At 55.1% G+C, this 12,392-nt stretch carries 15 protein-coding genes; 10 read left to right on the forward strand and 5 right to left on the reverse strand.

What is annotated here, in order from left to right; genetic code table 11:
• Window positions 1–231: 231 nt before the first annotated feature.
• Genes DVH23_RS16855 through DVH23_RS16865 form a run of 3 tightly spaced genes read right to left on the reverse strand, consistent with a single transcriptional unit; the run spans window position 232 to window position 1,051 of the window.
• Entirely contained in the window at window positions 232–612 is a 381-nt protein-coding gene (locus tag DVH23_RS16855) for a hypothetical protein (protein WP_157972455.1), read from the reverse strand.
• Between the two features lie 2 nt (window positions 613–614).
• Window positions 615–836, reverse strand: coding sequence for a hypothetical protein (locus tag DVH23_RS16860; RefSeq protein ID WP_114578591.1), 222 nt, complete (start codon window positions 834–836; stop codon window positions 615–617).
• A 2-nt stretch (window positions 837–838) separates the two neighbouring features.
• Window positions 839–1,051, reverse strand: coding sequence for a hypothetical protein (locus DVH23_RS16865; protein WP_114578592.1), 213 nt, complete (start codon window positions 1,049–1,051; stop codon window positions 839–841).
• Window positions 1,052–1,246: 195 nt separating this feature from the next.
• Between DVH23_RS16865 and DVH23_RS16870 the strand changes: the two genes are divergently transcribed.
• Window positions 1,247–1,582: a hypothetical protein gene (locus DVH23_RS16870; RefSeq protein ID WP_157972456.1), complete on the forward strand. Its 336-nt coding sequence runs from the start codon at window positions 1,247–1,249 to the stop codon at window positions 1,580–1,582.
• A 621-nt stretch (window positions 1,583–2,203) separates the two neighbouring features.
• Here the strand turns inward: DVH23_RS16870 and DVH23_RS16880 are convergent.
• Window positions 2,204–3,049, reverse strand: coding sequence for a restriction endonuclease (locus tag DVH23_RS16880; protein WP_114578595.1), 846 nt, complete (start codon window positions 3,047–3,049; stop codon window positions 2,204–2,206).
• Between the two features lie 341 nt (window positions 3,050–3,390).
• Here DVH23_RS16880 and DVH23_RS16885 point away from each other — a divergent pair, with 341 nt between their 5' ends.
• The 6 genes from DVH23_RS16885 (at window position 3,391) to DVH23_RS16910 (ending at window position 8,974) form a co-directional block, all read left to right on the forward strand.
• Window positions 3,391–4,287, forward strand: a complete 897-nt coding sequence (locus tag DVH23_RS16885) for an ATP-binding protein (protein WP_232833794.1) — start codon at window positions 3,391–3,393, stop codon at window positions 4,285–4,287.
• A 49-nt stretch (window positions 4,288–4,336) separates the two neighbouring features.
• Entirely contained in the window at window positions 4,337–4,591 is a 255-nt protein-coding gene (locus tag DVH23_RS16890; protein ID WP_114578596.1) for a hypothetical protein, read from the forward strand.
• A gap of 75 nt (window positions 4,592–4,666) precedes the next feature.
• On the forward strand, window positions 4,667–6,085 hold the full coding sequence (locus DVH23_RS16895) for an ABC transporter substrate-binding protein (protein WP_157972457.1): 1,419 nt from the start codon (window positions 4,667–4,669) through the stop codon (window positions 6,083–6,085).
• A 311-nt stretch (window positions 6,086–6,396) separates the two neighbouring features.
• A complete protein-coding gene (locus DVH23_RS16900; protein ID WP_114578598.1) occupies window positions 6,397–7,239 on the forward strand; it encodes an ABC transporter ATP-binding protein in 843 nt (280 codons plus the stop codon).
• Between the two features lie 92 nt (window positions 7,240–7,331).
• Window positions 7,332–8,084, forward strand: coding sequence for an ABC transporter permease (locus tag DVH23_RS16905; RefSeq protein WP_157972458.1), 753 nt, complete (start codon window positions 7,332–7,334; stop codon window positions 8,082–8,084).
• A 2-nt stretch (window positions 8,085–8,086) separates the two neighbouring features.
• The gene (locus DVH23_RS16910) at window positions 8,087–8,974 is read left to right on the forward strand and encodes an ABC transporter permease (protein ID WP_114578600.1); all 888 of its coding nucleotides are present in this window, start codon (window positions 8,087–8,089) and stop codon (window positions 8,972–8,974) included.
• 64 nt (window positions 8,975–9,038) lie between these two features.
• On the opposite strand, the gene DVH23_RS16915 is transcribed toward DVH23_RS16910, so the two are convergent.
• Window positions 9,039–10,049 carry an amidohydrolase family protein gene (locus tag DVH23_RS16915; RefSeq protein WP_114578601.1) on the reverse strand — a complete coding sequence of 337 codons (1,011 nt, stop codon included), beginning with the start codon at window positions 10,047–10,049 and terminating at the stop codon, window positions 9,039–9,041.
• A gap of 303 nt (window positions 10,050–10,352) precedes the next feature.
• On the opposite strand from DVH23_RS16915, the gene DVH23_RS16920 reads away from it, so the two are divergent.
• The 3 genes from DVH23_RS16920 (at window position 10,353) to DVH23_RS16930 (ending at window position 12,300) form a co-directional block, all read left to right on the forward strand.
• Window positions 10,353–11,216, forward strand: a complete 864-nt coding sequence (locus DVH23_RS16920) for a hypothetical protein (RefSeq protein WP_114578602.1) — start codon at window positions 10,353–10,355, stop codon at window positions 11,214–11,216.
• A 268-nt stretch (window positions 11,217–11,484) separates the two neighbouring features.
• A complete protein-coding gene (locus DVH23_RS23730; protein WP_157972459.1) occupies window positions 11,485–11,796 on the forward strand; it encodes a hypothetical protein in 312 nt (103 codons plus the stop codon).
• A 6-nt stretch (window positions 11,797–11,802) separates the two neighbouring features.
• Entirely contained in the window at window positions 11,803–12,300 is a 498-nt protein-coding gene (locus DVH23_RS16930) for a type II toxin-antitoxin system VapC family toxin (RefSeq protein WP_198667964.1), read from the forward strand.
• Window positions 12,301–12,392: the final 92 nt, after the last annotated feature.

Genomic DNA, 12,392 nt, shown 5'->3' on the forward strand with positions numbered 1-12,392 from the left:
AAATAATCCACGAGAACACGCTGGAAGTCGGTCACCCGCGACTGGATCCAGCCGTCGTCGACTCGCTGCTCAGCTGCTAGCGCGTCGGCTATCCGCATAGAAGAGCGTAGTCAGGCCTGCTATCGGGAGTCTCCTGCCTAAATCGGTGAGCGACAGTGCCGCTGAGACCTTGTGCAACATGCCTTTGGAGGAACCGTCGCTGTTGCACAAGGCGAGGCGAAAAAAGGCCGCTTAGGGCCCGATTCGCGGCGGGCCCCGACGCCCGCGGTCGAGCACGCGATCGACGTCATCGCCGGTCGCGACCTCGAGCTGGGCGACGATCTCCGAGCCGGTGGGGATCCAGGCGCCGCGCCGGTACTCGTAGGTGATCCGATCCCAGCCGCCCGCGTTCCGAGGCTCAAAGGCGACCGCTCGGCGCTCTCCCCGATTGGGGACGTACGCCTGAAGAATTCGAGTGTCGGGGTCGGTCATCTGTCGCCCTCCAAGTGGCGTCTCCTGGCGATCGGGGCCGCCCTGAACGTCGCCGTACTCGGCGTCTTGAATGGGGTCATCGATCCCGCCAGGGCGGCCGTGACCGGGGAGGTCGTATGCGTCTGGTTGCTCGCGATCCATCGTCATTCCTCCCCGTCGGGCTGGATCACTCGGCAGACGTCGGCGAGCTCCCGCAGGTCTTCCTTGACCTCGTCCATGTCTTCGCGAGCGCCCTTGAGCGAAGGGGCCTTCACCTTACCCTTGATCTTGTCTTGGTCGCGGGTATCGGTCCCTCTCGTCAACTCAACGGAGATCGACACGCCGACATCGGTGCGCTCGACGCGCTGGGTTTCCTCGTCGCACATCGTTACTGATCTCCGTTGATCGCAGCCACGATGCCGTCTCGGACGAGGTCGGTCACGGCTTCCCACTCTGCCCAGTCGCCGAAGCACTCGACGCCAGGGGTCGGCATCACCTGCGCGACCTCACTGCGGCGGACGGTGGGCATCTCGGGGATGTCGTCGGTGGTCTCGGTCTGTGCGTCCGCAATCGTCTTGAACGTGGACTGTGTTTCGCTCATTGCTGGTTCCCTTCCAGCACGGGGTCGGTGTCTCAAGCACCGGCCTCAGAGTCGGTTTTCCGAGGCCTCCCGCGCTTATTATACAGTATACGACCCAGGCACTTTAATGTTACTACTTGTGCGATGTTGTTGGTCGATTAGTTAGACATATAGTAATCCGTAATGTACTACTTGTGTGGTCAGATAATGCACAATGTGGCGATCAAGATCACGAACGCGACGGAGAAGGTGCTCGACGTCCTCCAAGAGGGGCGGGCAACGCCAGGGTACATTCAGCGCGAGACTGACCTCGCACGGAACACCGTCCACGGCCAGATCAACCAGCTTCTCGCTGCGGACGCAGTGGTCTATATCGACGAACCGACGGGACTCTACGAACTCGTCGAGGATCCGCGTGGCGAGGATGTCAGCGATAGTGGCGACAGGTCCATGATCGAGGCGGTCTGTGGCGATCTCGAGCGCGCCCTCGAAGACCGCGAGTGGAGCGCTGTCGAAGACGCAGCGACTCGACTCGAGTGCGACCTTAAGTAATCAATTCTCTCACTGCAGTCGGTTCTCTCTTGTTGTCTTTGTCGCCACCTGCTCCCATGCCTGATAAGCCTCTCGAACCTTTCTCGCCGGACTGCACCTATATGACCCGCGAGACCCCCAAATTCACCACCCACATCAAGAGAACTACGGTGGGCGAGTTCCAGCGGAACGACTGGCTCACCTTCTCCAATCTGGAGTCTGAACAGTTCCAGTCCGGGATATATAAGGAAAATGAGAATTTATCCGATCGAGAGCCCAGACGGGGTGCTTGCAGGGGCGATCACTGATAGCCCGACATTCATATGACTGATTCTATACTCATGTTCACGGTTTCTGTATCGAACCGGATGAAGAGCCACTATGGGACAATGTATAACGTCTTCAGAGAAGTCTATGATTTGTCTTTTTCATATTGGTCCCGAAAGGAGAGCACGAGTATCTGTTCGGTGAAAAGGAACGGATAGGCTTTCATCTGAGGTGATCCGCTTTGGGGTGATATATGGGGGTTGACGAACCTAAGCCGGACGAAACACAATCACAAGAATTCGTCCTAATACGACTCCTGCATGAAGAGTTCTTGGAAACCTCGCCTCAGAAATTGAATTTACCGTGCGAATACCATCAAAATACTGGCTGAAAATCTTCTCTTGGGATCTCAATTCGAATGTGGCGGGTAAGTTCACTGAGTTGTGTCGGAACAATCAAGGACAAATATTCTTCGTTAGTTTGGTCGGTAGCATTGTCAACCATCCAGACCGGAATCTCTGTCGTTAACTTCCACTTTGGATCAGTTTTACTATTCTGTATGTCGAACTGAATCGCATTCGATGTTTCGCTCTGTTTGGTCACTGCAGAAGCATATAGGAAGTCACTGTGCGATAACCTTTCCTTGGGAAGGGCCCCTTCTAGAGCAATAGGGTAGCCGCCTGGAAAACTCGCAAAGTGTACCAATGTTGAATTTTCCTGAAAATACGTGTTGACGGCTTTTTTAGTGCCCTCATGTGTCGAAGGTTTATACCTGTCATTTATTTCATCTACAATAGTGCGGAGATGGCCGAGTGGGACTAGATAAATACCGTGGGCACGCGCTAGCATAGTAGCACTTGGCGAAAATCCTGATGTCGAAAAGACAGCAAAACACTCAATACGTCGGTCATTTCCTATATCCTTTGTTCTGCTCTCATAATTTTCATCGATGTCCTTCTGGACTGTGATTGCTTCGCGAATGATATCGACCCCAACAGAGTAATTGGCTTTATAACACTTAGCTTCACCGAACAGCCGTATCGGATGGACAAATGGTATAGAGTGCTTATACTGGCCGAACGCATCTAGTTCGTGGTCCGCCCCACGGCCCTCGAATTTGCCGGTGCTTGAGTCAAACTTGGGGTCATCTTCGTTAAGCCGCTCATAGCCTTGACTGAGTAGTATTTTCTGAACTATTCGTTCGAGGATTTTTCCTTTCATACAAATCAGATATGGCTACAGGTTTAAATCTGTATTTCAACTCATCCCCCAAATTTCATTTATTTACTATATTATATTTAATATTAGAATTCATGGCAGAATTTAACCGAATAGGGGATGAGAGTGTCCTAATCCCGAGGAATGAGTTTTTCTCTCCCTCCATCATTTCACCTTCATCATGTAGAAGACGATCATCGGAAGATCTACACGAGGTATCGGACTGAGGCCGAGGAAATCTATACGATCGGAGATGTTGCTTTCTGGTTTCACTCTGACCTCAAATTGGGTTCTGAACCACGCCATTTTGGTCTCAAGTCGAGACCAGCCAGTCGTTGCACTCCATGTCAGCACCGAACCGAATCAGTCAGATCGCAGCGTCAACTAGCTCGGAACGAGAGGCCTACCTCAGTCACGCTGGTTGGACTGATAACCCGTTCACTGGCCGGGCCACGATCAACGAGTACGTGATCCCGAGCGAGGGGACAGTCGCGGACATCGCAAGCGCTCTCCGCGACTACACAGGGCCGGTCCTGATCCACAGCCGGTACTCCGGCGTCGGGAAAACGACGCTCCTTCAGATGCTCCTCGACTCACTTGAGGACTCCTACGACACCGTCGAGATCGGCGAGCACAACATGAGCGCCTACGAACTCTCGGCGATCATCGCCGATGACCTCGGTGTCGGCAAGTCCAGTAGCACGAAACTCACCGAGGCGAAGATCCGTCGTGAGCTCGCAGACGCCGACCGACCCGTACTAATCGGCATCGATGAGTTCGGGCTCAATTCGAAGGACACGCTGCATACGATCCAATACCTGAACGACCTCCCGAACACGCGGGTCCTGCTCACGGGCATGTCCTCCCAGTGGGACGCGATCAGGAGCCTCGGCAGCGACGGCCGGGCCTTCCAGCGTCGTGTCTCCTACGAGGTCCAGCTCGCTCCGTTCGAGCGCGAGGAATTCGGCGAGCTAGTCCGGCGCCGGATTGCGACCTCAATACAAATCGATAACGGGGGGTGGCAGGAGGTCGAGCTCGACCCGATCACCGACGACGCCCTCAACGTCGTCTACGATCGATCCCATGGTGTCCCGGCCGTTGCGACGGCGGCACTCTCCGAACTCTTCGGGCTCGCCGCCTACCGCTATGCGGAGATCGACGATCCGACGATCACGGCGGACCTCGCGAACACGATCGACTACGCTGACCCCGAAGCCGACATGAAAGTGAAGTCAGACTGACCTCGAACAGACACCAGAGTGCAACCAATCAGACACCAAACTGAGACCAATGCCACGAGACAGTATCCTCGATGATGCAGCACAGAGCGACCAGAACGAGACGGACGCCGAACCCGACAGGAAAGGCTCCGACAACGCTGACGACGTCGCTAGTCAAGACAAGGGCGCGGAACGAACGCAGTTCACCCAGCGCTGCCCGCCGTCTGTCCTTGAGGACGTCAAGCACGTCCAAGAGGAGTACGGCCTCCCCTCCCGGAACGCGACGATCAACTTCATGCTGAAGCAGGCAGCAAGGGACCTCTGACCGGCTATATCTTCATATCTCACTTGTTGTTTGATCCCCAAAATTTAATATGTAAGACTTCCTCTTTGCTTGGGCATGTCTAACAAGAATGGGGAGGACGCCTCAGAACAGATCATCGATGAACTTGATGACACCCTTCCAGAAGGAGTTGATCGTCGAAAATTCCTTTACGGATCACTGGGAGTGATCGGTTCAGCGATGTTCGCCGGGTGTATGGGCGATGACGGTGGCAACGGGAACGGAAATGGTGGAAACGGGAACGGCGGCAATGGGAACGGCAACGGAAACGGTGGCAACGGCGGCAACGGCAACGATAGCGGCAATGGAAACGGAAATGGTGGAAACGGGAACGGCAACGGCAACGATAGCGGCAACGGCAATGGTACCGATGAAGAAGGGAACGATAGCGACGCCGAGAACGATAGCGGAAATGGTGGAGAGGGGTCGTTCCAGGATGATACCGAGATCACCTTCACTACACCATGGAACGCTGAACCCACTCACGGGACGGCCCATATTGCTGAGTTAGAGGGATATTGGGAGGATGCAGGCGTTCCCGGCGTTGATGGGGCCGCCGGTAACGGGTCTGACACGGAATCACAGAACATCGGGGTTGGGAATAAGGAGATGGGTATTGCTTCTTTCGCAACTGCAGTCTCTGTCTGGCCTGGTGACGAGGATATCGATTCGCTCAATATGAGCCTCGTGGGTATGGCCAAAGCGCGCCCGCTCCTCTCGCTGATCTGGCGGACTGACGAACTCGAAGACGAGACAGATATCGCCGGCAAAAACGTCATGTTGGCTTCTGGCTTCGCAGCCGCAACGTGGAGCATGTATCCGGCGCTCACCGACGTTGATGAAAGCGAGGTGAGCACCGAAGAGGCCGGAGAGGAAACCGGGCCGCCGGCGCTCGCCAATAACGATGTTCAGGCGATTTGGGGATCGATCGACTTGTTACCCGCCTACGAAGCTGAGACTGACGTTGAACTCGGTGTGACACCGCTGACTTCGTTCGGTGCCATTCCCGGCTTCCCTATCTGGGTTAACAACGAGTGGTACGAGAACAAAGAAAACAACGTTGAGTTCGTCTCGTCAGTTCTGACAGGCTACTATACGGCTCTCAAGTGGGTTCTAACCAATCAAGACGAGTATCTGCAACTCATGCAGGAGGAGGTGAACACCAACCTCCAAACGTGGACTGAAGAGGAGCTTACAGGCCAATATCAAGTGTTTGCTGCTCAGGCGGTTAATCTCGACTGGGGTGAGGAGGGTATCGGGTACTTCACCGAAGAGGGCGTTCAGACAGGGCTTGACGCGGCTGGCCCAGCTCTCCTTGATGATCCCGACATAGTTCCTGCTGCCAGCGAAATGGTCATCATGGAACCGTCTGAAGCAGCAGAGACCGTTGAGTTCAGCGATGAGGAATGGGACCAACTGGCTGAAACCGCCGGGCGATACTGGGATATCTTCGAAGAGGCCGAATCAGGCAACTGATTGCTCCCATCCCAATACAGGCCAGTGAGGACCTTTCGGTTATTTCGTCTCGTATACTTACCCACCGCGGAAAGAGGGATCGATACTTCGATCTGCGAGACGGCTAACGCTCGCTGCTCTGTCGGTCATACACATAGCCGAGACCGCTCCGGAGGGGAAGCCACGGATTGTTGCCAACCATTGGATGGCCTCTTCCTCTTGAACAAATCACTGATAGATCCAACCAACAATGATGGTAGTTAATCGTATAACTAATGTCCGAGCAAAAACCGCACCAAAACTAAGATCAATGGCTGCGAATCACACCCATAATGAGTAATGACACAGCGGACTCTATTACGTCGACGCCAGAAGCAACCGGCGAGAGTACGATAACGTTTGACGGTGTCGACAAAATATATGGAACAGACGCCACCGAAGAGACAGTCACAGCTCTTCAGGGTATCAACTTAGGAATTGAATCTGGAGAATTCGTATCGGTTGTCGGGCCGTCAGGCTGTGGGAAGACAACGCTGTTGCATTTGGCGGCCGGGATCTTGGAGCCAACCAACGGAATCGTCAAAATTGACGGTATCGACGTCCAAAGTTCCGAACACGATCGGAGCAACCTCGGTCTGGTGTTTCAACAGCCCGTCGCACTCGAGTGGCGCACGGTGAGGAAGAACGTATTGCTTCCCGTTCAGATCCTCTCCGATAACGGTGCCCTTGAGGAATCGATGGACTACTACCGCGAGCGAGCGGATGAGCTCCTTTCGTTGGTCGGATTGGAGGGTTTTGAGGACGCGTATCCGAACGAACTCTCGGGCGGCATGCAACAGCGAGTCACGATTACGCAAGCACTCATCTATGATCCCTCGGTGTTGCTGATGGACGAGCCCTTCGGATCCCTGGATGCAATGACCAAGGCCCAACTGAACCTCGAGTTGTTGCGAATCTGGGAAGAAACCAAGAAGACGGTGTTGTTCATCACTCACGATCTGAACGAGGCCGTATTCCTTTCCGATCGGGTGGTTATACTTTCTCCCCGTCCGGGAGAGATCGTCGATACGATCGAGATCGATCTTCCGCGGCCCAGAACGGAGGAAACCCGAGGGTCAGATCGCTTCGTTGAGCTATCTACCAAAGTGCACCAGCACTTCAAACACCAACAATGATCGGGGGGGCAATCGGGGAATTACGCAGTATTGTCTCAGGGGGAAATGCGGATCGCTCTAGAAGCACCCGGGCAAATCAGTGGGCGTTGTCAGTGCTCGGACTCGTCTTCTTCCTCGGCATCTGGCAGATGATTACGACCGTACTGGCACTCAACCCGCAGTACTATCCAGGCCCACTCGACGTTTTCCGGGAACTACAGCGGATCTGGGAGCCGATATTGACCGTATTACCGAATACGCTCACGGCGGCCAGTGTCGGATTCGTGATTGCACTATTTTTGTCGATTGTGCTCGCGATTCCGCTGGTCGCCAGCGATCGACTCGGTCAGGCACTTATGCCCTTTGTCATCGGTATCAACACGATCCCACGGATCGCCGTGACGCCGTTGGTCATCTATTGGGTTGGCTTTCTCGGAGCTGTCGAACTTGAGGCGGCAAACTATGTGATGGCCGTCTGGGTTGCGTTCTTCCCGATGCTGATCGCCGCCATCGATGGCTTCCGGAGCATCGACGAGGCGACGGAAAATATGCTCTCCGTCTATGGTGCTCGAACGTGGCAAGAATTCCGGTACGTTCGATTCCAACGAGCGTTGCCCTTTATTTTCGATGGCATGAAGACCGGGTTCATTCTTGCGATGATTGGAACGGTCGTGGGAGAGTTCGTTAGCGGCACCCCTGGCATTGGTGCGATGGCGAGTTCCGTGATCCGTCGGACTGCGGTCGGGCGAGCGGTCGCAATCGTCCTTGTTCTGGGGCTGATCAGTACGGCCGTTGTATTCCTCATCTATCTGATCGAAAGCCGCGTTATCCACTGGCGGGAATCATCTATCCTCGGGGAGGAATAACGATGGCAACTGAACCACAATCTCGATCACGGATCCGGGCCATTCAGGCGCGTACCTGGATCACCAGCAGGATTCCGACCATCTTTGCTGGGATCATCGTCTTGGTCTTGTGGCAAGTGACTGCGATGGTCATCGACAACAACCGGATCTTCGCGTATCCCGACTACACGTGGCGTCAGATAATGGAGCGCAGTGATACAGTCTTCATCCGAATCGTCGAGACGTTCTCGTCGGTGATCATTGCCTTCCTACTGGCGGTAATATTCGGTGTCCTCCTCGGACTACTGATTGCAGAAATCTATACACTCCGGCAGATGGCGATGCCAATCGTGGTTTTCGCGTATGCGATCCCACACCCGATCCTCGCACCGGTGTTCATTATCTGGTTCATCGTTATGGGCGACGAGATCGTTCTCCTGAGCTTTACGGGCCCTTCCGCATATTTACTAGATTCAGTGACAGCCGAGGAGGCGGCACAGACCTTCGCGATTAACGGCGTCACAACCTTTGGCGCCTGGGTCGGATTCTTCCCTGTCTTTCTCAGCACCATCACCGGCATGAATGCCCTCGAAGAACGTTTCGAACACTTCGGATCCGTCCTTGGAGCGACTCGGTGGCAAATGGTCAGGTACTTCCGGTTCTGGCGTGCGTTACCGAATATCGCTTCGAGCGTCAAAGCGACGGTCCAGCTCTCGATTATCGGCGTAATCGTCGCTGAATTCATCGCTTCCTCCGAGGGAATCGGCTATCAGATCGTCCTTGCCTGGAAGAGTGCTGACTTGGGGTATATGTTCGGTGTTCTGCTCATCATCATGATGGGGGCGTATCTGTTTTATCAGACTGTGGTATGGCTACTGAAGACGTTCACACCACCAGGAACTGTCCAGTGACCGTTCGAAAATCAACTCTACTGGGACCGGCCACAATCCGGATTCGGGTTCTCTTCGGCACGAATTACAGGTCGAAAAGATCTCGTGCGGTCTCTGTCGCAATCTTCTGCCGGTCCGCCTCGTCGGGAACGACCGCCTCTAGGTCCGCGACGATGGTATCAGTGTCCTCCTCATCGAACGCGTAATCAGTCCCGAAAACGAACTGATCAACTCCGACAGTCTCGATAGCCGCTCTCATCGCCGGCTGATGAAAAGAGATCGTATCGAAATAGCAGCCCTTGAGCGTCTCGAGTACCGAACGGGCTGGCGGTGCGTTTGGGTCGTCAATCTCTTGGCGCCCACGATCAATCCGGCCAGCGAGATGGAGGAGCGTCCCTCCCATATGAGGGAGAACGGTATCGAAGTCGTATGCATCGAAGAACCCGTCATAGATCAATCGAGCGATCTGGAAAGTCGTCTCCGTTGGGAAGACCACGAGTGGACTGAGGAACGATTCGTCGGAATCGAGCACGTCGCTTAATGGATTGCCATGCGGATGGAAGAACACAGTCAGGTCGTGTTCGTCGATCGCCTCGAACACTGGGGTCAGGGAGTCATCAGAAAGTTTCCCCTCCGGAAGCGAGGTCGGGAGTGCAATTCCTGAGAGATTCAAATCGGTTGCGATTCGGTCAACTTCATTGACCGCGATGTCGGGTTCCCGCAGCGGAAGCATACCCAGACCTGCGAAGACGTCTGGATACTGGTCCCGTACAGTAGCGAACCCGTCGTTGATCGCGGTAACGAGATCGGTCGACTGTTCGGGAGTAAACGCGCCAGCTAATGGATTCGGCGTTGAAACTGATACGACCGTGCGATCGATGTCGTGATCCTCCATCCATTCGAGCCGCTCCTGTACGTCTGTAAATCCATCATTCAATGGGATGCGATTTCCTGCTTTCACACTCGCCGTGCCCGACCGCTCATGGACCGCGTAGAGTTGATCGCCTGATCGTGTGAGTCCAACTGCTGTGTCCATTTTCAGAAGGCGATCGATGTATGGCTCGGGTAGGAAGTGATTGTGAACATCAACGTACATGGGATTATAATGTGTGTGCTTCACATTAAATGTAGTTGTCGAATATTCAACCAGTGCTATTTCGCTCCAGAATTCTCACGTGGAGCCTTGATCCTTCTCACCTCTATCAACTCGGTCGCCTAGTCAGCAGTTGACGTCTCCTGCACTAATCCTCGGCTCAGGGGAGTCGTTCTATCCGTACCCTCCCGGAACGCGACGATAACTTCATGCTCACCCACGCTGCGAACGATCTCTAGACGGTCTCTCAGGGTGGTTCAAAACCTGGGCGTACCTTCTTCGCTCGTGTTCGTGAACACTGATCGCATGAACCGGCGACAGTATCTTGGCACTGCTGGGACAGCGTTCACGACAGCCGCTCTCGCTGGCTGTGTCGGCTCCGGTAATGAAGGGGAGGACGGCGTCTTCGTCGAGACGGCAGTCAACGAGACTGCGCTCGACGTCGAGTTCCCCGAAGACTCGTCGATCCGGCAGGTGAACCTACTCCAAGACGGCGAGCTCGTCAACCAAGCCAGCCTCCAGGCCGGCGAATACCGCACCTCGATCCAACTCGTGCAGCATGACGACACCCAGATCCAGGGGATCTACCCGCCGGGAGACCTCACGTTGGTCGCAACCGATGACGCCGGCGAGGAGTACGAGCATGAGCAGACTATCGAGCCTGCTATGGAGATCGCTGACGTCCGAGTCCCCGATGACGACTTCCAGCGGCTCTTGGTCGAGGTCGAGAACACCGGCAACGGGCCTGGTGCCCTAGCCCGCCTGGGCGTTCTCGGAGAGGAACTCCACGAGGGGTTCCCCCTTGAGGACGACGCCGCCGGGGCCAACTTCCTCCAGCACCCCGCTGACGAGAGTCCATGGTTCGATAGCCACCCACTCTCGGCCAGGGAAAGCATCGATATCGTGCCGCCGGACCCGGTGCTTGGCTTCGTCGCGATCACCAGCTACGAGCCCGATCCCGAGCCTCATTGGTATGACGACCCGGAGACGCTCGCGGACGAGCTCGGTGGAGAGACGATCGCCGTCGACGTCCCCATACTGACGGCGACCCACAATCTCACTGCCAGCGTCGACGTGCTCCTAGCGGGCGACGTCGTCGAGCGCGGCAGGATGCACTATTTCACCGAGGCCCAGGTCGACGACATCGAGACTTCCACCAAGGCACTGTAGCCGATCGCCCCCTCCCGCCGACCGACCCTGCTGATCCTGTTCTTCACTACTTCCAATAGACGCTCGCGCTACGCTCAAGGAATACAACTGATTCTATCATATGACGGACTACTCTACCCCGAATCGCATAGGCGTGACGAGTGTCCTATAGATCTTCCCCGCCACGCGATCCGTAACTGATCGATCGTTTCCAGGATTCATGAACAAAGCCATGGGAACATCTTATACGCTATGAGCGAGTAGGAGGGAGTAACAACGAGGGGTTTGTATGAGCAGTAACGACACCAAGCACGTCCAAACCGAGCTGAGTGAGGACGAATATAAGCAGTTCCGGGAGTTCGCAAAGGAACACGGATTGTCTCTCAAAGAAGCCGGACACGAGGCACTCATCGAGTGGGTCAACCGACAGCGGAAAGCAGACCCGAACGATCGTGCATTTACCGTTCTCGACGAACTCGAGGCGGACTCTCTCCCGCCTTCGGCGGAGACGGATGCCCGCAACGAAGACGATCTCGTTGATGACTGGCACGGCAGCGATGAGTCGTTCACACTCGCCGACGATCCCTCTGTCCAATCCTGAGATCGCATGGCAGACCCAGTCGAAACATCAATTGGAACGGTCACCGCCGAGCATTTCCGACCAGGTCATGTTCGCCACCAAGTCGCTGTCGGCCCGAAATTCTTGTACGCATTGTTCAATCCTCGCGATCAGATGCATGGCGTCTCACGGGCGTTTATGGCGTTCGTTCGTGACGGGGATCTCCCCTATCGCCGACTCATCGTCAACGATCATATCGTCGACGAGGCAGCAACCCGGCTGAAAAAGCAGGCGTCAATGCAGAACGCAGCGTCGTTCCTGACCACGCTCGACGAAAGCACGCTCTATCGGTTTGAATCCATCTCCGAGGACGTCTTCCGTGACGCCAAAGTGACGTTCGTTGAGTGGACCGATCTGGGTGCCTCATTCACTGATTTCATTGTCGCCGCCCACATGGACGCGTTAGAGATCGATCACATTCTCACCTATGACAAACATTACGATGCATTTGATGTGACGACACTCCCGTATCGTAGTCAAAATTAGTCCGTGCTCGCTTAGTCGCCTAGCCACGCCTGCTGTAGCCAGAGACACCCGAATAGTTGGGCGCCTTTGGAAGTTGCCCTAGCATTCGTCCA

Origin of the sequence: Saliphagus sp. LR7 (assembly GCF_003344565.1) — an archaeon.
Taxonomy (GTDB): domain Archaea; phylum Halobacteriota; class Halobacteria; order Halobacteriales; family Natrialbaceae; genus Saliphagus; species Saliphagus infecundisoli.